This is a genomic window from Streptomyces deserti (assembly GCF_054782695.1).
Genome location: NZ_BAAGRZ010000008.1, coordinates 51075 through 75110 on the forward strand (window position 1 = coordinate 51075; position 24036 = coordinate 75110).

Genomic DNA, 24036 nt, shown 5'->3' on the forward strand with positions numbered 1-24036 from the left:
CGCGGCCCCGCCCGGTGCGGGGCCGCGCCGCGTCCTCAGGGGCCGGGTGTGAAAGGCGTCAGACAGGCTGAACTTTGCCTGGTCGGCGTCCGTGACTACGGATGACCCGGGCCACGGGGCAACACGACCGAAAGGTCTACACCAATTGCCCGACGACCCTTGTCAGCGGACCCCCCGGTCTGATGAGCTGTGGCCTGGGACACAACGGACACCCTGGGAAAGGCAGATGCCGTGAGCAACGAAAGCCTGGCCAACCTGTTGCGCGAAGAGCGCAGGTTCGAACCCCCCGCCGACCTGGCCGCGAACGCCAACGTCACCGCGGAGGCGTATGAACAGGCCAAGGCTGACAGGCTCGGCTTCTGGGCCGAGCAAGCCCGCCGGCTGACCTGGGCCAAGGAGCCCACCGAGACCCTGGACTGGTCGAACCCGCCGTTCGCCAAATGGTTCAAGGACGGCCGGCTCAACGTCGCGTACAACTGCGTGGACCGGCATGTGGAGGCGGGTCACGGTGACCGGGTCGCCATCCACTTCGAAGGGGAGCCCGGCGACAGCCGCGCCCTCACCTACGCCGAGCTCAAGGACGAGGTCTCCAGGGCCGCCAACGCGCTTGAGGAGCTGGGCGTTCAGAAGGGCGACCGGGTCGCCGTCTACATGCCGATGATCCCGGAGACGGCGATCGCGATGCTGGCCTGCGCCCGCATCGGCGCCGCGCACTCGGTCGTCTTCGGCGGCTTCTCGGCGGACGCGCTCGCCACCCGCATCCAGGACGCCGACGCCAAGGTCGTCATCACCTCCGACGGCGGCTACCGGCGCGGCAAGCCGTCCGCGCTCAAGCCGGCCGTGGACGAGGCGATCGAGAAGGCGGGCAACGTCGAGCACGTCCTCGTGGTCCGCCGCACCGGCCAGGAGGTCGCCTGGACCGAGGGCCGCGACGTGTGGTGGCACGACCTCGTCGGGCGGCAGTCCGCCGAGCACACGCCCGAGGCGTTCGAGGCGGAGCACCCGCTGTTCATCCTCTACACCTCCGGCACGACGGGCAAGCCGAAGGGCATCCTGCACACCTCCGGCGGCTACCTCACGCAGGCCGCGTACACGCACTGGGCGGTCTTCGACCTCAAGCCGGAGACCGACGTGTACTGGTGCACCGCCGACGTCGGCTGGGTCACCGGGCACTCGTACATCGTGTACGGGCCGCTGGCCAACGGCGCGACCCAGGTCATGTACGAGGGCACGCCCGACACCCCGCACCAGGGCCGTTTCTGGGAGATCGTGCAGAAGTACGGCGTGACGATCCTGTACACCGCGCCGACCGCGATCCGTACCTTCATGAAGTGGGGCGACGACATCCCCGCGAAGTTCGACCTGTCCTCGCTGAGGGTCCTCGGCTCCGTCGGTGAACCCATCAACCCCGAGGCGTGGATCTGGTACCGCAAGCACATCGGCGGCGACCGCACCCCGATCGTGGACACCTGGTGGCAGACCGAGACCGGGGCGATGATGATCACGCCGCTGCCGGGCGTGACGGCGACCAAGCCCGGGTCCGCACAGACCCCGCTGCCCGGCATCTCCGCGACCGTCGTCGACGACGAGGCCAACGAGGTGCCCGACGGCGGCGGTGGCTACCTGGTGCTCACCGAGCCGTGGCCGTCGATGCTGCGCACCATCTGGGGCGACGACCAGCGGTTCATCGACACGTACTGGTCGCGCTTCGAGGGCAAGTACTTCGCCGGTGACGGTGCGAAGAAGGACGACGACGGCGACATCTGGCTGCTCGGCCGCGTCGACGACGTGATGCTGGTGTCCGGCCACAACATCTCGACCACCGAGGTCGAGTCCGCTCTCGTCTCCCACCCGTCGGTCGCCGAGGCGGCCGTCGTCGGCGCGGCGGACGAGACGACCGGGCAGGCGATCGTCGCCTTCGTGATCCTGCGCGGTACGGCCGCCGAGACCGAGGACCTGGTCGCCGAGCTGCGCAACCACGTCGGCGCCACGCTCGGCCCGATCGCCAAGCCGAAGCGGATCCTGCCGGTGGCCGAGCTGCCGAAGACCCGGTCCGGCAAGATCATGCGGCGCCTGCTGCGGGACATCGCCGAGAACCGCCAGCTGGGTGACGTCACCACGCTGACGGACTCGACGGTGATGGACCTGATCCAGGCGAAGCTGCCCAAGGCGCCGAGCGAGGATTGATCACCGCACGGCAGGGCACCCGGCAGCGGACGCGCCGGGTGCCCTTTCGGTGCCTACATGTGAAAATCGCCGGGTAGGGCCTGACGCGCGTTGGCCAAAACCCAACACCGTTAGCTAAACTAAGCAAAACAACAGTCTCCAACCGTCTCAAGGTGTGCCGGGAAGTCTGGTCGGCAAGCGCTCTGTGCTGCCCACCGACTGGAGGTCCTTCCGTGCCCGCGCCCCGCACCACCAGCCCCCGCAAGATCTTCGGACGTCTCTCCCTGCCGGAGCGGACCTTCGTCGCGGACGCGCTGCGCACCGAGACCGTCGGCGGCGTCCTCCTGCTCGTCGCCGCGATCGCCGCGCTGGTCTGGGCGAACATACCGGCGCTGCACGACAGCTACGAGAGCGTCGCCCACTATCACCTGGGCCCCGCCTCCCTCGGCCTGGACCTGTCGATCGCGCACTGGGCCGCCGACGGGCTGCTGGCGATCTTCTTCTTCGTCGCCGGCATCGAGCTCAAGCGCGAGCTCGTCGCGGGCGACCTGCGGGACCCCAAGGCCGCCGCGCTGCCGGTCGTCGCCGCGCTGTGCGGCATGGTCGCGCCGGCCCTCGTCTACGTCCTCACCAACATCACCGGCGGCGGCTCGCTGGCCGGCTGGGCCGTGCCCACCGCCACGGACATCGCCTTCGCGCTCGCCGTGCTCGCCGTCATCGGCACATCCCTGCCGAGCGCGCTGCGTGCCTTCCTGCTCACGCTCGCCGTCGTCGACGACCTCTTCGCGATCCTGATCATCGCGGTGTTCTTCACGGCCGACCTGAACTTCGCCGCGCTCGGCGGCGCCGTCGTGGGCCTCGCCGTCTTCTGGCTGCTGCTGCGCAAGGGCGTACGCGGCTGGTACGTGTACATCCCGCTCGCCCTCGTCATCTGGGCCCTGATGTACAACAGCGGCGTCCACGCCACCATCGCCGGCGTCGCCATGGGCCTGATGCTGCGCTGCCACCGGCAGGAGGTCGCCGGGCCGAATGGGCGGGAGATGGAGAAGCACTCCCCCGGCGAGCACATCGAGCACCTCGTACGCCCCCTGTCGGCGGGTCTGGCCGTTCCGCTGTTCGCGCTGTTCAGCGCGGGCGTGTCCGTCTCCGGCGGCGCGCTCGGCGACGTGTTCACCAAGCCGGAGACCCTTGGCGTGGTCCTCGGGCTCGTCGTCGGCAAGGCGCTCGGCATCTTCGGCGGTACGTGGCTGACGGCCCGCTTCACCCGGGCCTCGCTCAGCGACGACCTGGAGTGGGCCGACGTGTTCGCGGTGGCGACCCTCGCGGGCATCGGTTTCACCGTCTCGCTGCTCATCGGCGAACTCGCCTTCGAGGGCGACGCGACCCTGACGGACGAGGTCAAGGCCGCCGTCCTGCTGGGCTCGCTGATCGCCGCCATCCTGGCGACCGTGCTGCTGAAGATACGTAACGCCAAGTACCGCCGCCTGTGGGAGGCGGAGGAGCGCGACGAGGACCTCGACGGCATTCCGGACGTCTACGAGGAGGACGACCCGGCGTACCACCTGCGGATGGCGGAGATCTACGACCGCAAGGCCGCCGAACACCGCAGGATCGCCGAGGAGAAGGAAGCCGAGCGACGCGCGCTTGCCGAAGTACCGGGCGGGGCAGGCGAGGACCGCGACGGTCGGGCATGATCTGACGAGACGGCACAAAAGACGGGACCGTACGCAGTCAGGCACGCAAAACGATCGATCACGGAACCGCACGCAACAGCAGAAGAGGGAGACCGCGATGAGCGCACCCGACGGCAGCCCGGTCGGCGCCGAACGCAGCATCGGCCAGCTGTTCGCCTCCGCGACGGCGGACATGTCGGCGCTGGTGCACGACGAGATCGCGCTGGCGAAGGCGCAGCTCAAGCAGGACGTCAAGCGCGGCGCGACAAGCGGCGGCGCGTTCACGGTGGCCGCAGCGATCCTGCTGTTCTCCCTGCCGATGCTGAACTTCGCGCTGGCGTACGGCATCCGCACCTGGAGCGACTGGAACCTCGCGATCTGCTTCCTGCTGTCCTTCGCGGCGAACGTGCTGATCGCGCTCGTCCTCGCCCTGATCGGCGTGGTCTTCGCGAAGAAGGCCAAGAAGAGCAAGGGCCCGCAGAAGGTCGCCGCCTCGATGAAGCAGACCGCGGGCGTGCTGCAGAAGGCCAAGCCGCACCCGCGGCCGGAACTGCCGAAGGACCGGACCCCCGAAGCCATCGAGGCTGTGGCACGCTCATCCTCATGACGGGCTCCTCCACCCCTTCGGGGCAATCCCCCTCCGCGCAACCCGCTTCGGTCGTACGGCCGGAAGGCCCCTGGAGCCACCGCGATGTCGCCGCCAACGGCGCGCGTTTCCACATCGCGGAGCTCGGCGACGGCCCGCTGGTACTGCTGCTGCACGGCTTCCCGCAGTTCTGGTGGACCTGGCGGCACCAGCTCGTGGCGCTCGCCGACGCGGGCTTCAGGGCCGTCGCCATGGACCTGCGGGGCGTCGGCGGCAGCGACCGCACGCCGCGCGGTTACGACCCCGCCAACCTCGCGCTCGACATCACCGGCGTGATCCGCTCCCTGGGCGAGCCGGACGCCGCGCTGGTCGGTCACGACCTGGGCGGATATCTCGCGTGGACGGCGGCCGCGATGCGCCCCAAGCTGGTGCGGCGGCTCGCGGTCACCTCCATGCCGCACCCGCGGCGCTGGCGCGCGGCGATGCTGAGGGACGTCAAGCAGACGCGCGCGGGGTCCTACGTCTGGGGGTTCCAGCGCCCCTGGATCCCGGAGCGGCAGCTGACCGCCGACGACGGCGCGCTCGTCGCCGAGCTGATCCGGGAATGGTCGGGGCCGCGCCTGCCGGACGAGAAGGCGCTGGACACCTACCGGCGTGCCATGTGCATCCCGTCCACGGCGCACTGCTCGATCGAGCCGTACCGCTGGATGGTGCGCTCCCTGGCCCGCCCGGACGGCATCCAGTTCAACCGCCGTATGAAACGGCCCGTGCGCGTGCCGACGCTGCATCTGCACGGCTCTCTCGACCCCGTGATGCGCACGCGCAGCGCCGCCGGCTCCGGCGAGTACGTCGAAGCCCCGTACCGCTGGCGGCTGTTCGACGGACTCGGCCACTTCCCGCACGAGGAGGACCCGGTCGCGTTCTCGTCAGAACTGATCAACTGGCTGAAGGATCCCGAACCCGATCGGTGACCGATCGAGCGCGCCCGGTGTCCGCACCTGAACGCCCGTCCTACGAACGGCCAATTGCCCGGCGCATAGGCCAATTGAGTGCCCTGGAGGCGGTTATCGACCATGGGGCAGGGGCACACGTCGGGGTATGGGCTGGACGCACGACTACAGTGACGCAAGCCGCAATCGCCGCTCGGCGGGCGGTGCAGGATCCCACCAGCGAAGCGGTCCACCGCAGATGGCGAGCACGGACCCGAGGGTGGGGATCCCGCGGATTCTCCGCCGCCGGGCCCGCTGGGTCTCGGTACGTCTGCGCCACCCGCGCGGCTGACACGCCTGACGCTCTAGGCCCAGGGCCTAGAGCGCGCAGCTGTCGCTGCCCACCTGCTGGTTGGCGGTACGCCCCTTGGCGATGTCCTCCTGGATCTCGTCCACGGTGAGCGCGTATCCCGTCTCGGCGTCGTCGAGGGACTTCGCGAAGACCACGCCGTAGACCCTGCCGTCCGGGGTGAGCAGGGGGCCACCGGAGTTGCCCTGGCGGACGACCGCGTACAGCGAGTACACGTCACGGCGGACCGTGCCGCGGTGGTAGATGTCCGGGCCGTTGGCGTTGATGCGCCCGCGCACGCGCGCGGCACGCACGTCGTACGCCCCGTTCTCCGGGAACCCGGCGACGATCGCGCTGTCGCCGCTGCTCGCGTCCTTGGACGTGAACTGCAGCGCGGGCGCGTCCAGGTCCGGCACGTCGAGTACGGCGATGTCACGCCGCCAGTCGTAGAGGACGACGGTGGCGTCGTATTTGCGGCCCTCACCGCCTATCTGCACGGTCGGCTCGTCGACGCCGCCCACCACGTGCGCGTTGGTCATGACGCGGCGGTCGGCGAAGACGAAGCCGGTCCCCTCCAGGACCTTGCCGCAGCTCGGCGCGGTGCCCATGACCTTGACGATGGAGCGCTGGGCGCGGGTGGCCACCGCGCTGTCGGCGAGGGCCGGGTCCGGGGGCCGTACGTCGGTGATCGGCTCGTTGGCGAACGGGCTGAAGACCTGCGGGAAGCCGTTCTGCGCGAGGACGGAGGAGAAGTCCGCGAACCAGGTGTCGGCCTGGTCGGGGAGCGCCCGGGAGACGCCGAGCAGCACCTTGGAGCTGCGGACCTCCTTGCCGACCGTCGGCAGCGTCGTACCGGCGAGGGCCGAGCCGATCAGCCAGGCGACCAGGAGCATCGCGACGACGTTGACCAGGGCGCCGCCGGTGGCGTCGAGGGCGCGGGCCGGGGACCAGGTGATGTACCGGCGTAGCTTGTTGCCGAGGTGGGTGGTCAGGGCCTGGCCGACGGAGGCGCAGACGATCACGACGACGACCGCGACGATGGCGGCGGTCGTGCTGACCTCCGCGTTGTCCGTCAGGGCGTCCCAGATCACGGGCAGCACGTACACGGCGGCGAGTCCGCCGCCCAGGAAGCCGATCACCGACAGGATGCCGACGACGAAGCCCTGGCGATAGCCGACGATCGCGAACCATACGGCGGCGACCAGCAACAGGATGTCCAGCACGTTCACGAGGGCCACCCTGTCATGACCGCCAGTCCAGCGGGACCTGCTTCTCTCTGTCCCAGGGCCGCTCCCAGCCCGCGAAGTGCAGCAGCCGGTCGATGATCCCGGCCGTGAAGCCCCACACCAGGGCCGATTCGACCAGAAATGCCGGACCTCGGTGGCCGCTGGGGTGGATCGCCGTGGCTCTGTTGGCGGGATCCGTGAGATCCGCCACGGGGACTGTGAAGACCCGGGCGGTCTCGTTGGGATCGACGACCCCGACCGGGCTCGGCTCGCGCCACCAGCCCAGCACCGGGGTGACGACGAAGCCGCTGACCGGGATGTACAGCCTGGGCAGGACGCCGAAGAGCTGGACACCGGACGGGTCCAGCCCGGTCTCCTCCTCGGCCTCGCGCAGGGCGGCCCGCAGCGGACCGTCGACCTGCGGGTCGCCGTCCTCGGGGTCGAGGGCGCCGCCGGGGAAGGACGGCTGCCCGGCATGCGACCGCAGGGAGCTCGCGCGCTCCATGAGCAGCACCTCCGGCCCGCGCTCGCCCTCCCCGAAAAGGATCAGGACGGCGGACTGGCGCCCGGCGCCGTTCTCCGGCGGCAGGAAGCGGCTCAGCTGCCCCGGCCGGACCGTCTCCACGGCCCGCACCACCGGGTCCAGCCAGCCGGGCAGGCCCTCTTTGCTGAGCATCACCTGGCCGCCCTGGGTATCACTCGCGCGCGTCATCGCCACCCCCGTCGTCCTGCCCGATCCAACGCCCGACGGCCCGTAGATCGTTCCTGGGCCGTGGCCGGCGTTTGCCGGGATCGCTGCTGAGATCGCTGCCGGCGCCTGGGTTCGTCCGACCGCCCGTCATCCGGCCCCCAGCGGCGGGGCCGGCTTGCCGCCCGCGTCCAGATAGGCCTGCGGGGGCTTCAGGCGCTGGCCCGGGAAGCCGCCTTTCTCGTACTTCAGCAGCTTCTGCGCCTTCTCCGGGTCCGTCTCGCCCTCGCCGTACGCCGGGCAGAGCGGGGCGATGGGGCAGGCCCCGCAGGCGGGTTTGCGGGCGTGGCAGATACGGCGACCGTGCCAGATCACGTGGTGCGACAGGTCCGTCCAGTCGCTCTTCGGGAACAGCGCCCCGACGGCCGCCTCGATCTTGTCGGGGTCGGTCTCGTCGGTCCACTGCCAGCGGCGCACCAGGCGCTGGAAGTGCGTGTCCACCGTGATGCCGGGGCGGCCGAAGGCGTTGCCGAGCACGACGAAGGCGGTCTTGCGGCCGACGCCGGGCAGCTTGACCAGGTCCTCCAGCCGGCCCGGGACCTCTCCTGAGAAGTCCTCCACCAGGGCTTTGGACAGCCCTATCACCGACCTGGTCTTCGCCCGGAAGAAGCCGCACGGGCGAAGGATCTCCTCCACCTCCTCCGGGTTGGCGACGGCCAGGTCCTCGGGGGTGGGGTATTTGGCGAAGAGCGCGGGGGTCGTCTGGTTGACGCGCAGGTCGGTGGTCTGGGCGGACAGCACCGTGGCGACCAGCAGCTGGAACGGGTTCTCGAAGTCCAGCTCGGGGTGGGCGTACGGGTAGACCTCGGCGAGCTCGCGGTTGATACGGCGGGCGCGGCGGACCAGCGCGGTGCGCGACTCGTTCCTGGGCGGCTTGACGACGGTCTTCGCCGGAGCGGCGCCCTTGACGGCGGCGGTGGCCTTCTTGGGGGCGACGACGACCTTCTTGGCGGGCGGGGCCTTCTTCACGACCTTCACGGCCGGCCGCGCCGCGGTGACCTTCTTCGCGGGCGCCTTCTTGGCGGGCGCCTTCTTGGCGGGCGCCTTCTTCGCCGTCGCCGTCTTCGGTGTCGCCGTCTTCGGTGTCGCCGTCTTCGCCGTGGCCTGTTCGGCGGGCGCGGCCTTCTTGGCGGGCGCCTTCTTTACCGTCGCCTTCCCGGCAGCTGCCCCCTCAGCGGGCGCGGCCTTGCTGGCGGGCGCCTTCTTGGCCGTCGCCTTCTTGGCGGCCGTCTTCTTAGCGGCCGCTTTCTCCGCCGCTGCCTTCTTCGCAGGCGTGGCCTTCTTCCCGGCCGCCGCATCCTTCACCGGCGCCTTCTCTGTCGCTTTCGCCGTTTTCCTACCGCCATCAGGGCTCTGTTCGCCCACAGCGGAATCGCGACGTACAACCACCCGCGCAGCCCCCTCGGCCTGTGCTCTCACCGGCGATTTGGACACCCGGCCAGCCTACGACCCGGCACCGACATCCGCCCCGGCCCCTGAAGATCGGCCCCCAATTGGACCCCTGCCGCGTACCCCGGGACACCTGTACGGCATCCTTGTGACAGATCACACTGTTTGGACCGTCCGGCAAAATGGGCACCACGGTCCCCTGGTACACGGGGGAGCAAGATCCCCTGAGCAGGTCGACAAGGAGAGAACTCGTGGACGACGTTCTGCGGCGCAATCCGCTCTTCGCGGCTCTCGACGACGAGCAGGCCGCGGAGCTTCGCGCCTCCATGAGTGAGGTGACCCTCGCGCGGGGCGACTCCCTGTTCCACGAGGGCGACCCCGGAGACCGGCTCTACGTGGTCACCGAGGGCAAGGTCAAGCTCCACCGCACGTCCCCGGACGGCCGCGAGAACATGCTGGCCGTCGTGGGCCCCGGCGAGCTCATCGGCGAGCTGTCGCTGTTCGACCCGGGCCCGCGCACCGCGACCGCCACCGCGCTGACCGAGGTCAAGCTGCTCGGTCTCGGCCACGGTGACCTCCAGCCCTGGCTGAACGCCCGCCCCGAGGTGGCGGCGGCGCTCCTGCGCGCGGTCGCGCGCCGACTGCGCAAGACCAACGACGCGATGTCCGACCTGGTCTTCTCGGACGTCCCGGGCCGGGTGGCCCGCGCCCTGCTGGACCTTTCCCGCCGGTTCGGCGTGCAGTCCGAGGAGGGCATCCACGTCGTCCACGACCTCACGCAGGAGGAGCTGGCCCAGCTGGTCGGCGCGTCCCGCGAGACGGTCAACAAGGCCCTTGCCGACTTCGCGCAGCGCGGCTGGCTCCGCCTGGAGGCCCGTGCCGTGATCCTGCTGGACGTGGAACGCCTCGCCAAGCGCTCGCGCTGACGTCGCTCTGCCGGCCGTACGCATCGGGCCCCGTCTCCTCTCGAGACGGGGCCCGACGTCGTACCGGCACCGGCACCGGCATCGGCTCAGCCACCCGGCGTCAGCGCACCCCGGCTAGATCAGTCCGTGCTCCTCCAGATAGTCCAGCTGCGCCCGCACCGACAGCTCCGCCGCCGGCCACAGGGAGCGGTCCACGTCCGCGTACACGTGGGCGACGACCTCGGCCGGGGTGCGGTAGCCGTCCTCGACGGCCGTCTCGACCTGGGCGAGGCGGTGGGCGCGGTGGGCGAGGTAGTACTCGACGGCGCCCTGGGCGTCCTCCAGGACCGGCCCGTGGCCCGGGAGCACCGTGTGCACCCCGTCGTCGACCGTGAGCGACCTGAGCCGCCGCAGGGAGTCCAGGTAGTCGCCGAGGCGGCCGTCGGGGTGGGCCACGACGGTCGTACCGCGGCCCAGGATGGTGTCGCCGGTCAGGACCGCGCGGTCGGCCGGGAGGTGGAAGGAGAGGGAGTCGGCGGTGTGCCCGGGGGTCGGTACGACCCGCAGCTCCAGGCCGCCGACGGTGATCACGTTCCCGGCGGCCAGGCCCTCGTCGCCGAGCCGCAGCGCCGGGTCGAGGGCGCGCACGCGCGTGCCGGTCAGTTCGGCGAAGCGGGCGGCGCCCTCGGCGTGGTCGGGGTGACCGTGCGTCAGCAGGGTCAGGGCGATGCGCCTGCCGGCCTTCTCGGCCGTGTCGACGACGTGCCGGAGGTGTCCCCCGTCCAGCGGGCCCGGGTCGACCACGACGGCCAGGTCGGAGTCGGGTTCCGACAGGATCCAGGTGTTCGTGCCGTCCAGGGTCATCGCCGAGGGGTTGGGCGCCAGGACATTGACGGCCCGGGGAGTGGCGGGGCCGGAGAGGGCTCCGCCTCGGGGCTGGCCGGGAAGGGCTGCTGCGTCCGTCATGCGGGGGCTCCACCGGTGGGGAGGTTCGGGATGTGCTTGGTGAACTCGTCGTGCCCGGGCCAGGAGAGCACGATCTCGCCGTCCTCCAGGCGGGCCGTGGCCAGGACCGGGGTCAGGTCGCGCTGCGGGGCCGCGGCGAGCGCGTCGGCCGCCGTGGCGTACGGCATCAGCTGGCGCAGGGTCGCGATGGTCGGCGGCATCATCAGCAGCTCGCCCTTGTCGTACGCGGCCGCCGCCTCGCCCGGCGCGATCCACACCGTGCGGTCGGCCTCCGTGGAGGCGTTGCGGGTGCGCTGCCCCTCGGGGAGCGCGGCCACGAAGAACCAGGTGTCGTAGCGGCGGGGCTCGAACTCCGGGGTGATCCAGCGCGTCCAGGCACCCAGGAGGTCCGAGCGCAGGGCCAGGCCGCGGCGGTCGAGGAACTCGGCGAAGGACAGATCGCGGGCCACCAGGGCGGCCCGGTCCGCCTCCCAGTCCTCCCCCGTGGTGTCGCCGACCACCGAGTCCGGCGTCGGTCCGGCCAGGAGGACGCCCGCCTCCTCGTACGTCTCCCGCACGGCCGCGCAGACGATCGCCTGGGCGGCCGTCTCGTCGACGCCGAGCCGGTGGGCCCACCACGCGCGCGTGGGGCCCGCCCAGCGGATCTGGTGATCGTCGTCACGGGGGTCGACGCCGCCGCCCGGATACGCGTACGCGCCCCCGGCGAAGGCCATGGAGGCGCGTCGGCGCAACATGTGGACGGCGGGACCGGCGTCGGTGTCCTTCAGGAGCATGACGGTGGCCGCGCGCTTCGGGGTGACCGGGGTGAGGGCGCCCGCCGCGAGCGCGCGGATGCGATCCGGCCACTCCGGGGGATACCACTGACCATTCGCCATGGCCGGAGGCTATCCCGTGGTGAGCGGATGTTCGAGAGGGGACAGTGGGCTAGACGAGCTCCACCTGGATCTCGACCTCCACCGGCGCGTCCAGCGGCAGCACCGCGACGCCCACCGCGCTGCGCGCGTGCACGCCCTTGTCGCCGAGGACCGCGCCCAGCAGCTCGCTCGCACCGTTGAGGACGCCCGGCTGGCCCGTGAAGTCGGTGGCCGAGGCCACGAAGCCGACCACCTTCACGACGCGCGCGATGCGGTCCAGATCACCGGCGACGGATTTGACGGCGGCCAGGGCGTTCAGCGCACACGTGCGTGCCAGCTCCTTGGCCTCCTCGGGCGTGACCTCCGCGCCGACCTTGCCGGTGACCGGAAGCTTGCCGTCCACCATCGGCAGCTGCCCGGCCGTGTACACGTACGGCCCGGACTGCACGGCAGGCTGGTAGGCCGCGAGCGGCGGAACGACCTCGGGAAGGGTCAGCCCGAGTTCGGCCAGCTTCGCCTCGACGGCGCTCATTTCTGCTTCTCCCGCTTCAGGTAGGCCACGAGCTGCTCGGGGTTGTTCGGCCCGGGCACGACCTGGACGAGCTCCCAGCCGTCCTCGCCCCAGGTGTCCAGAATCTGCTTGGTCGCGTGGACGAGCAGCGGCACGGTTGCGTATTCCCACTTGGTCATGCGGCCGACTCTAGCCGCTGCCGGTCACGGCTCCGGTGGCCGACCACGACCCCTGTTGTCCACAGCCTCCTGCTTGGACCGCGCCCGGACTGGTTACGCTCGAATACGTGAGCAGGCTCCAGGTCGTCAGCGGCAAGGGCGGTACCGGCAAGACCACGGTGGCCGCGGCCCTCGCGCTGGCCCTGGCCACGGAGGGGAAGCGGACGCTTCTCGTCGAGGTCGAGGGCCGCCAGGGCATCGCGCAGCTCTTCGAAACGGAAGCGCTGCCTTATGAGGAGCGGAAGATCGCCGTCGCTCCCGGGGGCGGGGAGGTGTACGCCCTCGCCATCGACCCCGAACTGGCCCTTCTGGACTACCTCCAGATGTTCTACAAGCTGGGGGGCGCCGGACGGGCCCTGAAGAAGCTCGGCGCGATCGACTTCGCCACCACCATCGCGCCGGGCCTGAGGGACGTACTCCTGACCGGCAAGGCGTGCGAGGCGGTGCGCCGCAAGGACAAGTCCGGGCGGTTCGCGTACGACTACGTCGTCATGGACGCGCCGCCGACCGGGCGCATCACCCGCTTCCTCAACGTCAACGACGAGGTCGCCGGGCTCGCCAAGATCGGCCCGATACACAATCAGGCGCAGGCCGTGATGCGGGTGCTGAAGTCGGCGGAGACGGCCGTGCACCTGGTGACGCTGCTGGAGGAGATGCCCGTCCAGGAGACGGTGGACGGCATCGCCGAGCTGCGCTCCGCGCGGCTGCCGGTGGGCCGGATCATCGTGAACATGGTGCGGCCCGAGGTGTTGGACGCGGCCGATCTGGAACTCGTGCGGACGGTCCCGCGTTCCTCTGTTGCCCGGGCACTGTCGGCCGCCGGGCTCGGCGGGGCGCGGCGCGGCGGGCACGCCGAGCGGCTGGTGGACCCGCTGCTCGCGCAGGCCGAGGAGTACGCCGAGCGGTACGCGCTGGAGCAGGAACAGCGTGCGGTGCTGGGCGAGGTGGGCCTGCCGACGCACGAACTGCCGCTGCTCGCCGAGGGCATGGACCTGGCGGGCCTGTACGAACTGGCCCGCGAACTGCGCGAGCAGGGCGTGTCGTGAGGCCGGCTGTCCAGGAGACGGGGCTTGTCATGAGTCGGAAGCAGGGGATGTCATGAGTCGTACGGACCCGGCGCACACGCACGACCCGGCCCGCCACCACCTCACCCCCGCGCGCGCACTCGACCTCGATCCGCTCATCGAGGACCCGAAGACCCGGATCGTGGTGTGCTGCGGCGCGGGCGGCGTCGGCAAGACGACCACCGCGGCGGCCCTGGGCCTGCGCGCGGCCGAGCGGGGCCGCAAGGTGGTGGTCCTCACCATCGACCCGGCCCGCCGGCTCGCCCAGTCCATGGGCATCGACTCGCTGGACAACACCCCGCGCCGGGTGAAGGGCATCGACGACTCCGCAGGCGGCGAACTGCACGCGATGATGCTCGACATGAAGCGCACCTTCGACGAGATCGTCGAGGCGCACGCCGACCCGGAGCGGGCGGCGGCGATCCTGAGCAACCCCTTCTACCAGTCGCTCTCGGCGGGCTTCGCGGGCACGCAGGAGTACATGGCGATGGAGAAGCTGGGCCAGCTGCGGGCCCGGGACGAGTGGGACCTGATCGTGGTCGACACCCCGCCGTCCCGCTCGGCGCTCGACTTCCTGGACGCGCCCAAGCGCCTCGGGTCGTTCCTGGACGGGCGGCTGATCCGGCTGCTGACGGCTCCGGCGAAGCTGGGCGGCCGCGCGGGGATGAAGTTCCTGAACGTCGGCATGTCGATGATGACCGGCACCCTCGGCAAGCTGCTCGGCGGACAGCTGCTGAAGGACGTCCAGACGTTCGTGGCCGCGATGGACACGACCTTCGGCGGGTTCCGTACGCGCGCGGACGCGACGTACAAGCTGCTGCAGGCGCCCGGCACGGCGTTCCTGGTGGTGGCCGCCCCGGAGCGGGACGCGCTGCGCGAGGCCGCGTACTTCGTGGAACGCCTGGCGGCGGAGCAGATGCCGCTGGCCGGTCTGGTGCTCAACCGGGTGCACGGCAGCGGCGCCGACCGGCTGTCGGCCGAGCGGGCGCTCGCCGCCGCGGAAAATCTTGAGGACTCCCGCATTGTGGATCAGGAGGGCGGGAAAGCTGGACTTCGTAACTCCCCCGACACGTACGACAGTTCAGACTCTCCCGCATCCTCTCCCGCGTCCGGTGCACCAGCTCCCGACGATGGCTCCCCCGCCACGACGGATCTGCCTGCGGCTACCGATGCGCCCGCCGACGCCACGGACGGTACGGACGGGGAGCGGTCCGTGGACCGACTCGCCGCAGGCCTGCTGAGGCTGCACGCGGATCGTATGCAGTTGCTCGCCCGCGAGCAGCGCACGCGTGACCGCTTCACCGCGCTCCATCCCGAGGTGGCGGTGGCGGAAGTGGCCGCGCTCCCCGGCGATGTGCACGACCTCACGGGACTGCGGGACATCGGAAACCGGCTCGCGGACAACCGGCCGGAGCTGCCCCAGGCGAGCGCCTGAACGCAGGCACGCCTGAGGAGTGTCCGGCCCGACCGAGGAGGTCACGGACCGAGAGCCCGACGAGGAGGTCACGGACCGAGAGCCCGAGGAGGCCCGGAGGGGACCCCTCAGCTCACCGCCGCGTAGTTCTCGTACACCTCGTCGTCGCCCAGGGGCACGACACCGGTGCCCCGCTCGTACTCCATGCGCGCGGTCTCCAGCAGCCGGCGCCAGGAGGTCACCGTCGGCCGCCGGCGCAACAATGCGCGGCGCTCGCGCTCCGTCATGCCTCCCCACACGCCGAACTCGACGCGGTTGTCCAGCGCGTCGGCCAGGCACTCCGTGCGCACCGGGCATCCGGTGCACACCGCCTTGGCCCTGTTCTGCGCTGCTCCCTGAACGAACAGTTCATCCGGATCGGTAGTGCGGCAGGCCGCCTGCGCACTCCAGTCGGTTACCCAGCCCATACCGGCGCCGTCCTCTCCCGAATCGAGGCTCCCCCACGGCGGCAGCGGCATATTCACCGCCGCCAGTTGAGGACGTTACGGAAGGTGGGCACAGCGCAACACCCCCAGCGGGCCCAATCTTGAATGGTCCGAACGGACTATGGGTAAGCGGCAGATCACCCGGGGGAGTGAGCTGACGACATGTGCGACATCCCTGGCAAACCGGGACAGTTCTCTTGCGTCACAACGGACGCCGGATGACACACAAGGCGGATTCGGACACGCCCCCGCCGAAAAAGTTGGGGAACACCCGGAACGTTTCGGGGTCGCCGGACGTATTGATACGTGGCCTCACTGCTGTGACAGTTGAGAGCAGCTTAGGCCAAGGCCTGTGGGCCTGTCCGGCGAATGCGAAGGTAGCCGCAGGACTCTGTCATGCCGTCATGCGGGGGGCCGGATGCCTTCATCCGGGGGGCAGATGCCTTCATCCGGGGTGGCGCCTGCTGTCATCCGGGGTGGCGTTGGTCCCACGGGTCGGCCGCCCTTAGGAACGTTCACCGTCACGGATTAGGCTGCCTCCATGCCAAAGAAGCGCTCGGGCGGGGGCCTGTCTCCCACGCAGCAGGCCGCCAAGTTCCTCGGTGTCAGTGTCCTCGCGGGAGCCGTGCTGGCCGGCATCGCGCTTCCGGCCGTCGGCGCGCTGGGACTGGCGGCGAAGGGATCGGTCGAGAGCTTCGACGACCTCCCGGCCACCATGAAGACCCCGCCGCTCAGTCAGCGCACCACGATCCTCGACGCCGACGGCGGCCTGATCGCCACGGTCTACTCGCGCGACCGCACGGTGGTCGGCCTGAAGAACATCTCGCCGTACATGCAGAAGGCGATCGTCGCGATCGAGGACGCGCGCTTCTACCGGCACGGCGCGGTCGACCTGAAGGGCATCCTGCGCGCCCTCAACCGCAACGCGCAGACCGGCGGCGTCGCCGAAGGCGCGTCCACGCTGACGCAGCAGTACGTGAAGAACGTCTTCGTGGAGGAGGCCGGCGACGACCCGACGAAGGTCGCGCAGGCCACCCAGCAGACCCTCGGCCGCAAGATCCGCGAGCTGAAGTACGCGATCCAGGTCGAGGAGGAGCTCGGCAAGAAGAAGATCCTCGAGAACTACCTGAACATCACGTTCTTCGGCCAGCAGGCCTACGGCGTCCAGGCCGCCGCCCAGCGTTACTTCTCCAAGTCGGCCAAGGACCTCAACCTCCAGGAGTCGGCCCTGCTGGCCGGCATCGTCCAGTCGCCCAGCCGGTACGACCCGGTCAACGACGAGGCGGAGGCCATCAAGCGGCGCAACGTCGTGCTGCAGCGCATGGCCGAGGTCGGCGACATCTCCCAGGCGGAGGCCGACCGGGCGAAGCGGACGCCGCTCGGCCTGGACATCAGCAAGCCGAAGAACGGCTGCATCACGGCGGTCAAGGGCGCCGGCTTCTTCTGCGACTACGTGCGCGAGGTCTTCCTGAACGACCCGGTCTTCGGCAAGACCAAGGAGGCCCGTGCCAAGGTTTGGAACCAGGGCGGTCTGACCGTCCGTACCACGCTCGACCCGCAGGCCCAGGAGTCGGCACAGGACTCGATCAAGGAGCACGTCTACAAGAGCGACGACGTGGCGACCGCCGCCACCATCGTCGAGCCCGGCACCGGCAAGATCCTCGCCATGGGCCAGTCGCGTCCGTACGGCTTCCGCAAGAACGAGACGCAGATCAACCTCTCCGTGGACCAGCGGATGGGCGGCGGCATGGGCTACCAGCCCGGTTCGACGTTCAAGCCGATCGTGGCCGCTGCCGCCATCGAGGACGGCATGCCGGCGACGAAGGTGTACCCCTCGCCGTACGAGATGGCGTATCCGAGCCCGGTCTCGGCCTGCGGCGGCAAGATCTGGAAGAACGACCCGAACGACCCCGCCAAGCTCGAGAACGAGAACGAGACGGAGGTCGGCCCGTACGACATGAAGGAGGCGACCGCCAAGTCGGTCAACACCTACTACGTGCAGATGATCAGCGACATCGGCATCTGCCCGGTGACGACGATGGCGAAGAAGATGGGCGTCGAGCGGGCCGACGGCAGGAAGATGGACCAGGCTCCGTCCATCGCCCTGGGCACCCAGGAGATGTCCCCGCTGACCATGGCGAACGCGTACGCCACCTTCGCCTCGCGCGGGATGTACTGCACGCCGGTCGCCATCGAGTCGGTCAGCCAGCGGATCGGCGACAAGACGAAGTCGCTCCCGGTTCCCAAGTCGACCTGCTCGCGGGCGATGTCCGAGACCACCGCCGACACCATCAACACGCTGCTCAGGGGCGTCGTCGAGGACGGTACGGGTCAGCAGGCGGGCCTCGGCAGCCGCCCGAGCGCAGGCAAGACCGGTACGACGGACTTCCGCTACGCGGCCTGGTTCGTGGGCTACACGCCGAACATGGCCGGCGCCGTGTGGGTCGGCGACCCCGCGCACAAGCGGAAGATGGTCGACATCACCATCGGCGGCCGGCCGTACGGCAAGGTCTTCGGTGGTGAGGTTCCCGGTCCGATCTGGCGCGACATGATGTCGGGCGCGCTGGAGGGCAAGCCCGCGCCCGACTTCACCCTCGTCGACATCCCGGACGCCCTCGACCGCGACCGCGACCGCGACCGCGGTGACGGCAACGGTGACGACGACGGGAACAACGGCGACAACGGGAACGGCAACGGCGGCTTCATCGGCGGCACGGGCGGCGACACCTTCCCGACGCCCTCCTTCTCCATCCCGGAGGACTTCTTCCAGGGACAGGGCAACGGGGGGAACGGTGGCAACGGCGGCAACGGGAACGGTGGAGGACGCGGCTGAGCGGGCCACCGAACCAGCGGACCAGCGGACCAGCGGACCAGCGGCTGAACGACTGAAGAGCTGAACGGGTGAACGGCTGAACGCGCCATGAGATCGGCCCCTTCCTCCGTACGGGTTCGTACGGAGGAAGGGGCCGACTGTCGAGCCGGGCCTTCGGCGGCCTGTCAGCCGGCCAGCATCTTCTTGACCGCGGCGGCGACGCGGCCGCCCTCGGCCTGGCCGGCCACCTTCGGGTTCACGATCTTCATGACCGCGCCCATGGCCCGCGGCCCCTCGGCGCCGGCGGCCTTCGCCTCCTCGACCGCCTGGGCGACAATCGCGTTCAGCTCGTCGTCGGACAGCTGCTTGGGCAGGTACGCGGCGAGCACCTCGCCCTCCGCCTTCTCCCGCTCCGCCTGCTCTGCGCGGCCACCCTGCGCGAAGGCGTCCGCGGCCTCGCGGCGCTTCTTCGCCTCGCGGGTGATCACCTTGAGGACCTCGTCGTCGGAGAGCTCACGCTTCTCCTTCCCCGCAACCTCCTCCTTGGTGATCGCGGCGAGCGTCAGCCGGAGCGTCGAGGAGCGGAGCTCGTCGCGCTCCTTGATCGCGGCGTTGAGGTCATCCTGCAGCTTCGACTTGAGCGTGGTCATGGGTGCGATTGTCGCAGGTGCGGGAGGAAGGGCGCCTGCTGATTTGGGTGGCCTGTTTTCAAGGCTGTTTTAGGTCGCTTGTGCGCAAGGGGCGTTGGAGGGGGGTCGCCCGGCACGCGATACCGGCCCGGTCTGACACGATGGAGGTATGCGCGCGCGATACGGAGTGCCCCTGGGAATCGCGGCGGCTGGCGCCGCCGGTCTGTTGTACGCGGCGGGCTTCGAGGTCCGCTCCTTCCGCCTGCGACGGGTGACGGTCCCCGTCCTGCCGTCCGGGATGCGCCCCCTGCGCGTGCTGCAGGTCTCCGACATCCACATGGTCGGCGGCCAGCGCAAGAAACAGCGCTGGCTGCGCTCGCTGGCGGGCCTGCGCCCCGACTTCGTGATCAACACGGGCGACAACCTCTCCGACCCCGAGGGCATACCGGAGGTCCTGGACGCCCTGGGCCCTCTGATGGAGTTCCCGGGCGCGTACGTCTTCGGCTCGAACGACTACTACGGCCCCAAGCTCCGCAACCCCGCCCGCTACCTGCTCGAGAAGGCCCAGGGCCGCCACGGCCTGAACGGCAACCCGCCGGCCGTCGGCGTGGTCCACAACCCGTGGGAGGACCTGCGGGACGCCTTCGACGCGTCGGGCTGGCTGAACCTGACGAACACCCGGGGCCTGCTGAAGATCGACGGCCTGTCGATCGAGCTGACGGGCCTGGACGACCCGCACATCAAGCGGGACCGGTACGCGGAGGTCGCGGGCGGCCCCTCCGGGACGGCGGACTTCTCGATGGGCGTGGTGCACGCCCCGTACCTGCGCGTCCTGGACGCGTTCACGGCCGACGGCTACCCCCTGATCCTGGCCGGCCACACGCACGGGGGGCAGTTGTGCATACCGTTCTACGGGGCGCTGGTGACCAACTGCGACCTGGACACGGAGCGGGTGAAGGGCCTGTCCACGCACACCGCCGAGGGCCGTACGGCGTACCTCCACGTGTCGGCGGGCTGCGGCACGAACCGGTACACGCCGGTGCGGTTCGCGTGCCCGCCGGAGGCGACGTTGCTGACGTTGGTGGGGCGGGAGTAGGGACCCGGCCGGGCTGGACTGGGCCGGTCGGGGCCAGGCCAGGCCGGCAGTAACGGCACCCGGCCGGAATGACGGACGGTAACCCACACAGCCGCACCCACAGCGCCCGATATGCACCGTTCTGCCTAGCGTGAGGGCATGACCGCCCCGATACCCAGGGACATCCCGGACCTCCCCGCGCTTCCGCGCAGAGCCGCGCTGCTGCCCTCACCCGTCCCCGCCGCGGCCGTGATGCCCCCCGTCCGCCGCCCCCTGACCGCCGTCTTCCGCCTGCTGACCGCCCTGGCGGCGGCCGCGGGCGTGACGGTCGAACTGCTCCTCGACAGCCCGGCCCGGGTACTGAGCCACTTCACGGTCCAGAGCGCCATCCTGCTGGCACTGGTCCTCACACTCTCGGCCCGCCGCGCCTGGACGGCCCGCCGCCCCCTGCCCGGCGCGCTGACGGGCGCGGCGCTGCTGTACGTCGTGATCGCCGCCCTGGTCCACCACCTGCTCCTGGCGCATCCGGCGAGCCCCTTCGCCCTGCCGGCCGAGGCCGCCCCCACGGGCTGGGCGGCGACGCTCGCCGACCACACCCTGCACACCGTCGTCCCCCTGGCAGCGGTGCTGGACTGGCTCCTCCTGACCGCCCCCGGCCGCCTCCACCTGCGCCAGGCCGCCTGCTGGCCGCTCTACCCCCTGGCCTACCTGGGCTTCTCCCTGGCCCGCGGCGAACTGCTCCTCCCCGGCACCCAGGCCCGCTACCTCTACCCCTTCCTGGACGTCGACCAGCACGGCTACGAGAGCGTCCTCGGCAATGCCCTCCTGCTGGGCCTGTCGATCTACGCCCTGGCCATCCTCCTCGTGGCCCTCGACCACGCCCGCCCGGACCCCACCCGTCACCGCGGGAAAACCGGATTTCGTCTCGAGCCACCAGTGGGCTAAAGTAAACGACGTCGCCGCGACGAGCGGCGACGATCGGGGTGTAGCGCAGCTTGGCAGCGCGCTTCGTTCGGGACGAAGAGGTCGTGGGTTCAAATCCCGCCACCCCGACAGAGAAACACCAGGTCAGGCCCGGTGCTGAGAGATCAGCACCGGGCCTGATTTGCTGTGCGGCCCCGTTTTGGGAGCCATTTGGGAGCCAACTGGGTGTGATCTTCGGGATGCGGCTCCCGGCGGCTCCCAGCGAGGGGCGTTCCGCCTTCGAGCGCGCTGTGCGCCGGGTGCACCCCGGGAGAGCCCTTCCCCACGGCTTGTGCCAAAGAGCCCACGGACGGTACGACGATCGCCATGCACCCATGGTCTCCGTTAAATGACCGGCAGCTCGCGCTCCTCACCCGCATCGGTGGGGACGGAACCGACCCTGTCACGTCGGACAGCCCCGAGCTCGCGACCACGGCCCGCGCGCTCAAGGACCGGGGGTCGGCAAGACCACCCTGGCCCACCAGGTGGTCTTCGCTGCTTGTCACGCAGACGGCGACGCGACGCAGACTGGAGCGGCACGGACGTCACCGTCGATGACGAGCGGCTGCGGCCAGCGCATCATCACCCCGGCCACGTCCTGCCGGGACGGCATCCTCAGGTCCGAGGGCAGGAAGTCGGGCGCCACCGATTCCTCCGTAGCCGGAGCCGGTGCGGTCGGATCGGGGGTAACGGGCCACGGCTGCGTGGCCTGCAGAAGCAGAGCGAAGCCCGCACGCTGGGCCTCGCGGAATGCGCGGTCCTCACGAGCGCGTCGAAAGAACAAGATCTCTTCCTCTCTGTAATCCGGCGGGCACGGGAAACGTGCCTCTGCTCGGGGAGACTGGCGACGAGCCGCACACCAGCGGCTCCAATGGGGCAGGAGTCGTCAGCTGCGGCGGACGACGGTGAGTCGGCCCTCGGCGCTCTCGGGCACAGTGCGGCGGGGCACCGGGACCGGCGAGGCGAGCGAGGAGGCGAACGCGGCGACCAGGTCGTGGGGGACGCTGGCGCTGAAGCTGGCGCACCACAGGTACGGTGCGCCGGGAACGGGGTCCGCCCACGCCTGCCAGCCCACCAGGTCAGGACGCGGGTCGGCATCCTCGATGAACGGCGGCAGCATCTCCAGGGACACGCTGCAGGAGAACCCGGGGTCCACCGCGGTGGTACGAGGACGATCCAAATCGCGGACCCAGCCACGGGCACAGAGCGCGTTGAGGACGGCCTCGGGCCCCGCGAAGCCGACGTCGGGCGTCTTATGGCTGTCGATCTCCACGAGGAGGTCGGCGAGCGCCTCGTACGGAACGCCGGCGGTGAAGTACGCATTCCACTCCGTCATCACGGACGCGGCATGCGAGCGGGCGCTCAGCTGCCAGGCCACCGGCAGTCCGCCCAGCTCGAACGGGTAGGCCGCGAGGACCCATTCGGCGCCCCGCAGCCCGTCCGGGCTCCCGTACAGCAGGGTGTGGCGGGCGGTGGGCCACACGCGCCAGCCGAGGCTGGTCAGGGTGTCGCCGATCCGCTCGGCGAGCGCGTCGTCATCGCCGGCCAAGTGACGCGGGGTGACCCAGTACACGGGGTCAGGCGAGTCAAGATGGGAGGGTTCGCTGGGGTGGTGCGGGTGCAGGGGCGCCTCCGGGCGAAGGGGGTGGTGTCCAACAGGGCGTTGTACGTTGACATGGCTTGCCGCACGTGCACCAGCCCTTCGAGGGTCTTTCCTGTCTGCCTCCGGCGAACTTGTCCGTCCACGAGTGATCTTGACCGTTTATCAGGTGCGTTTGATCGCCGTGTTTCCGTTTTTCCGGGTCTGCCACCGTCGGCCATGCGCGTTGGCTACCGTCCCCTAATGAAGTCACAGGTCGCCGAAACCACTGAAGCTTGTACCTGCCCCGCGAAGGACAGCGTCTGTCAGGACTGCAGAGGCGAAGGGTGGGTGACGCCGCTGCCTGAAGACGGGCGTCGGCGAGACGCCACTGGCCGCTGCACTTCGTGCGCTGGGCGGGGAGGCCACCGCCTGCCACACGAACCGACGTGCCCTGTGATGCAGAAGCATCCTGGGCTTGAATACTTCGCACCGCAGCTCATCAGTGACTCGGGCGACATCACGTTCTTCAGTACCGGCAACGCACTCGCTCGACCAGAGGTACGGCAGCGTCTCGCGCAGATTCTGTTCGGGCCGCGTCCCTGACGACCGGAGCCGCGCCGTGAGCAGAGTCCTCGGACAACTGGTCAAGATCACTTGTCAGCGGGGAGAACTGACACCGGGCGCCCTACAGGCGCATCTCTTCTTCGATAGCCCGAGCGATCTCTGGCCACGGTGCGCGCAGGACGCCGAAGATCGACCAGTAACCGTACATGTGCCGTACCAGGGCCCCGACGCCAAGGCGTGCGGCGTCTCGGTCGATGGTACCTATGACCCGCCGGGTGATTCCTCCCGCTCCTCGGGCGGCTGGGGTGATCCCGTGCCCGAGGAGGAGCGTGCCCGTTCGGATGGCATCCAGTGTGGTCGGTGGCGCAGCTCCAGAAAAACTGCCGTAGATCAGTTGGTGCCAGGGCTCTTGGGTGCGGGCCCAGGCCAGGCGTTCCAGGCCGCTGCCGAGGTCTACGGCCATGCGGTCTGGGCGTTCGGTGTTCCACAGAAGGACGATGTCGCCGAGGGTGCGGTCCAGATGGCGGAAGCGCAGCGTGATTCCCTCGACCTGTCGCCGCCGCCACGAGACCAGCTTGCCGTTGATGCTCAGGTGCCTTGCGTGGAAGCCGAGTTGGGAGAGGACCGTCAGCCAGCCGTCAAGGACGGCGCCGTACTCGTCCAGGCCACCTATGGGTTGGACCCGGGAAACGTTGACGAAGGAGGTCAGGAAGCCGTCCTTCAAGTGGCCGGTGGCATCGCGCTCGCCTGTGAAGCGGACGACTGGCTGGGGAAGGAACCCGCTTCGGTACGTGCGGAGTTGGCCGTCCTTGAGGAGTGGGTCGAGTGCTTGGATGGCGGAGATGGTCAGTTCGGTCTCCCGCCCCCAACGGAGGGGAAGGCAGGCATCACGTGCGACCCCAGCCCGGGCGAAGCCGGTCTCCAGGGA

Annotated in this window: 23 protein-coding genes and 1 tRNA gene; 12 read left to right on the forward strand and 12 right to left on the reverse strand. The window is 70.2% G+C overall.

Annotated elements, in window-relative coordinates:
• Window positions 1-231: 231 nt before the first annotated feature.
• The 5 genes from acs to ACYVMZ_RS16420 all read left to right on the forward strand — a co-directional run bounded on the left by acs (window position 232) and on the right by ACYVMZ_RS16420 (window position 5706).
• Window positions 232-2187: an acetate--CoA ligase gene (acs, locus tag ACYVMZ_RS16400; protein ID WP_461080143.1), complete on the forward strand. Its 1956-nt coding sequence runs from the start codon at window positions 232-234 to the stop codon at window positions 2185-2187.
• 212 nt (window positions 2188-2399) lie between these two features.
• Window positions 2400-3860: a Na+/H+ antiporter NhaA gene (gene nhaA / locus ACYVMZ_RS16405; RefSeq protein WP_461080145.1), complete on the forward strand. Its 1461-nt coding sequence runs from the start codon at window positions 2400-2402 to the stop codon at window positions 3858-3860.
• Window positions 3861-3957: 97 nt separating this feature from the next.
• On the forward strand, window positions 3958-4446 hold the full coding sequence (locus tag ACYVMZ_RS16410) for a phage holin family protein (RefSeq protein ID WP_461080147.1): 489 nt from the start codon (window positions 3958-3960) through the stop codon (window positions 4444-4446).
• Window positions 4443-5396 (forward strand): alpha/beta fold hydrolase, encoded by a 954-nt coding sequence (locus ACYVMZ_RS16415; RefSeq protein ID WP_461080149.1) that lies wholly within the window; start codon window positions 4443-4445, stop codon window positions 5394-5396. The genes ACYVMZ_RS16410 and ACYVMZ_RS16415 overlap by 4 nt, the downstream gene beginning before the upstream one ends.
• A gap of 127 nt (window positions 5397-5523) precedes the next feature.
• Window positions 5524-5706 (forward strand): hypothetical protein, encoded by a 183-nt coding sequence (locus ACYVMZ_RS16420; protein ID WP_461080151.1) that lies wholly within the window; start codon window positions 5524-5526, stop codon window positions 5704-5706.
• 26 nt (window positions 5707-5732) lie between these two features.
• On the opposite strand, the gene ACYVMZ_RS16425 is transcribed toward ACYVMZ_RS16420, so the two are convergent.
• The 3 genes from ACYVMZ_RS16425 to nth form a co-directional block, all read right to left on the reverse strand.
• Complete coding sequence (locus ACYVMZ_RS16425) at window positions 5733-6932, reverse strand: MarP family serine protease (protein ID WP_461080153.1); 1200 nt, start codon at window positions 6930-6932, stop codon at window positions 5733-5735.
• A 13-nt stretch (window positions 6933-6945) separates the two neighbouring features.
• Window positions 6946-7641: an NUDIX hydrolase gene (locus ACYVMZ_RS16430; protein ID WP_461080155.1), complete on the reverse strand. Its 696-nt coding sequence runs from the start codon at window positions 7639-7641 to the stop codon at window positions 6946-6948.
• A 126-nt stretch (window positions 7642-7767) separates the two neighbouring features.
• A complete protein-coding gene (nth, locus tag ACYVMZ_RS16435; protein WP_461080552.1) occupies window positions 7768-8646 on the reverse strand; it encodes an endonuclease III in 879 nt (292 codons plus the stop codon).
• A gap of 671 nt (window positions 8647-9317) precedes the next feature.
• Between nth and ACYVMZ_RS16440 the strand changes: the two genes are divergently transcribed.
• Entirely contained in the window at window positions 9318-9992 is a 675-nt protein-coding gene (locus ACYVMZ_RS16440) for a Crp/Fnr family transcriptional regulator (protein ID WP_029382547.1), read from the forward strand.
• Between the two features lie 114 nt (window positions 9993-10106).
• Here ACYVMZ_RS16440 and ACYVMZ_RS16445 read toward each other — a convergent pair whose 3' ends face one another.
• Genes ACYVMZ_RS16445 through ACYVMZ_RS16460 form a run of 4 tightly spaced genes read right to left on the reverse strand, consistent with a single transcriptional unit; the run spans window position 10107 to window position 12481 of the window.
• Window positions 10107-10937, reverse strand: coding sequence for an MBL fold metallo-hydrolase (locus ACYVMZ_RS16445; RefSeq protein ID WP_461080157.1), 831 nt, complete (start codon window positions 10935-10937; stop codon window positions 10107-10109).
• Window positions 10934-11812: an NUDIX hydrolase gene (locus ACYVMZ_RS16450; protein WP_461080159.1), complete on the reverse strand. Its 879-nt coding sequence runs from the start codon at window positions 11810-11812 to the stop codon at window positions 10934-10936. The genes ACYVMZ_RS16445 and ACYVMZ_RS16450 overlap by 4 nt, the downstream gene beginning before the upstream one ends.
• 49 nt (window positions 11813-11861) lie before the next feature.
• Complete coding sequence (locus ACYVMZ_RS16455) at window positions 11862-12323, reverse strand: RidA family protein (protein ID WP_461080161.1); 462 nt, start codon at window positions 12321-12323, stop codon at window positions 11862-11864.
• Complete coding sequence (locus ACYVMZ_RS16460; RefSeq protein ID WP_461080163.1) at window positions 12320-12481, reverse strand: DUF4177 domain-containing protein; 162 nt, start codon at window positions 12479-12481, stop codon at window positions 12320-12322. Before ACYVMZ_RS16460 ends, ACYVMZ_RS16455 begins: the two co-directional genes overlap by 4 nt.
• A gap of 107 nt (window positions 12482-12588) precedes the next feature.
• Here ACYVMZ_RS16460 and ACYVMZ_RS16465 point away from each other — a divergent pair, with 107 nt between their 5' ends.
• Window positions 12589-13566, forward strand: a complete 978-nt coding sequence (locus ACYVMZ_RS16465; protein ID WP_461080165.1) for an ArsA family ATPase — start codon at window positions 12589-12591, stop codon at window positions 13564-13566.
• A gap of 52 nt (window positions 13567-13618) precedes the next feature.
• A complete protein-coding gene (locus ACYVMZ_RS16470; protein WP_461080167.1) occupies window positions 13619-15019 on the forward strand; it encodes an ArsA family ATPase in 1401 nt (466 codons plus the stop codon).
• 107 nt (window positions 15020-15126) lie between these two features.
• Here the strand turns inward: ACYVMZ_RS16470 and wblA are convergent, their stop codons facing one another.
• Entirely contained in the window at window positions 15127-15465 is a 339-nt protein-coding gene (wblA, locus tag ACYVMZ_RS16475) for a transcriptional regulator WblA (protein ID WP_365668330.1), read from the reverse strand.
• A gap of 559 nt (window positions 15466-16024) precedes the next feature.
• On the opposite strand from wblA, the gene ACYVMZ_RS16480 reads away from it, so the two are divergent.
• On the forward strand, window positions 16025-18316 hold the full coding sequence (locus ACYVMZ_RS16480; protein ID WP_461080170.1) for a transglycosylase domain-containing protein: 2292 nt from the start codon (window positions 16025-16027) through the stop codon (window positions 18314-18316).
• Window positions 18317-18480: 164 nt separating this feature from the next.
• Here ACYVMZ_RS16480 and ACYVMZ_RS16485 read toward each other — a convergent pair whose 3' ends face one another.
• Window positions 18481-18945: a GatB/YqeY domain-containing protein gene (locus ACYVMZ_RS16485; RefSeq protein ID WP_461080172.1), complete on the reverse strand. Its 465-nt coding sequence runs from the start codon at window positions 18943-18945 to the stop codon at window positions 18481-18483.
• Window positions 18946-19093: 148 nt separating this feature from the next.
• On the opposite strand from ACYVMZ_RS16485, the gene ACYVMZ_RS16490 reads away from it, so the two are divergent.
• The 3 genes from ACYVMZ_RS16490 (at window position 19094) to ACYVMZ_RS16500 (ending at window position 21052) form a co-directional block, all read left to right on the forward strand.
• A complete protein-coding gene (locus ACYVMZ_RS16490; RefSeq protein WP_461080174.1) occupies window positions 19094-20020 on the forward strand; it encodes a metallophosphoesterase in 927 nt (308 codons plus the stop codon).
• Between the two features lie 138 nt (window positions 20021-20158).
• Complete coding sequence (locus ACYVMZ_RS16495) at window positions 20159-20944, forward strand: Pr6Pr family membrane protein (RefSeq protein ID WP_461080176.1); 786 nt, start codon at window positions 20159-20161, stop codon at window positions 20942-20944.
• Between the two features lie 34 nt (window positions 20945-20978).
• Window positions 20979-21052, forward strand: a tRNA-Pro gene (locus ACYVMZ_RS16500).
• 412 nt (window positions 21053-21464) lie between these two features.
• On the opposite strand, the gene ACYVMZ_RS16505 is transcribed toward ACYVMZ_RS16500, so the two are convergent.
• From ACYVMZ_RS16505 to ACYVMZ_RS16515, 3 genes are all read right to left on the reverse strand, one after another.
• Window positions 21465-21608 (reverse strand): hypothetical protein, encoded by a 144-nt coding sequence (locus ACYVMZ_RS16505; RefSeq protein WP_461080178.1) that lies wholly within the window; start codon window positions 21606-21608, stop codon window positions 21465-21467.
• 240 nt (window positions 21609-21848) lie between these two features.
• Window positions 21849-22535 carry an SPDY domain-containing protein gene (locus ACYVMZ_RS16510; RefSeq protein ID WP_461080180.1) on the reverse strand — a complete coding sequence of 229 codons (687 nt, stop codon included), beginning with the start codon at window positions 22533-22535 and terminating at the stop codon, window positions 21849-21851.
• 694 nt (window positions 22536-23229) lie between these two features.
• Entirely contained in the window at window positions 23230-23832 is a 603-nt protein-coding gene (locus tag ACYVMZ_RS16515; RefSeq protein WP_461080182.1) for a hypothetical protein, read from the reverse strand.
• Window positions 23833-24036 lie beyond the last annotated feature (204 nt).

What these genes read in the sequence shown, in the direction of transcription:
- ACYVMZ_RS16480 (WP_461080170.1), top strand. Translation starts at nt 16,025, where the DNA reads ATGCCAAAGAAGCGCTCGGGCGGGGGCCTGTCTCCCACGCAGCAGGCC.
- ACYVMZ_RS16495 (WP_461080176.1), top strand. Translation starts at nt 20,159, where the DNA reads ATGACCGCCCCGATACCCAGGGACATCCCGGACCTCCCCGCGCTTCCG.
- ACYVMZ_RS16490 (WP_461080174.1), top strand. Translation starts at nt 19,094, where the DNA reads ATGCGCGCGCGATACGGAGTGCCCCTGGGAATCGCGGCGGCTGGCGCC.
- ACYVMZ_RS16445 (WP_461080157.1), bottom strand. Translation starts at nt 10,937, where the DNA reads ATGACGGACGCAGCAGCCCTTCCCGGCCAGCCCCGAGGCGGAGCCCTC.
- ACYVMZ_RS16455 (WP_461080161.1), bottom strand. Translation starts at nt 12,323, where the DNA reads ATGAGCGCCGTCGAGGCGAAGCTGGCCGAACTCGGGCTGACCCTTCCC.
- ACYVMZ_RS16420 (WP_461080151.1), top strand. Translation starts at nt 5,524, where the DNA reads ATGGGCTGGACGCACGACTACAGTGACGCAAGCCGCAATCGCCGCTCG.
- ACYVMZ_RS16415 (WP_461080149.1), top strand. Translation starts at nt 4,443, where the DNA reads ATGACGGGCTCCTCCACCCCTTCGGGGCAATCCCCCTCCGCGCAACCC.
- ACYVMZ_RS16470 (WP_461080167.1), top strand. Translation starts at nt 13,619, where the DNA reads ATGAGTCGTACGGACCCGGCGCACACGCACGACCCGGCCCGCCACCAC.
- ACYVMZ_RS16430 (WP_461080155.1), bottom strand. Translation starts at nt 7,641, where the DNA reads ATGACGCGCGCGAGTGATACCCAGGGCGGCCAGGTGATGCTCAGCAAA.
- wblA (WP_365668330.1), bottom strand. Translation starts at nt 15,465, where the DNA reads ATGGGCTGGGTAACCGACTGGAGTGCGCAGGCGGCCTGCCGCACTACC.
- ACYVMZ_RS16460 (WP_461080163.1), bottom strand. Translation starts at nt 12,481, where the DNA reads ATGACCAAGTGGGAATACGCAACCGTGCCGCTGCTCGTCCACGCGACC.
- ACYVMZ_RS16485 (WP_461080172.1), bottom strand. Translation starts at nt 18,945, where the DNA reads ATGACCACGCTCAAGTCGAAGCTGCAGGATGACCTCAACGCCGCGATC.
- ACYVMZ_RS16410 (WP_461080147.1), top strand. Translation starts at nt 3,958, where the DNA reads ATGAGCGCACCCGACGGCAGCCCGGTCGGCGCCGAACGCAGCATCGGC.
- ACYVMZ_RS16450 (WP_461080159.1), bottom strand. Translation starts at nt 11,812, where the DNA reads ATGGCGAATGGTCAGTGGTATCCCCCGGAGTGGCCGGATCGCATCCGC.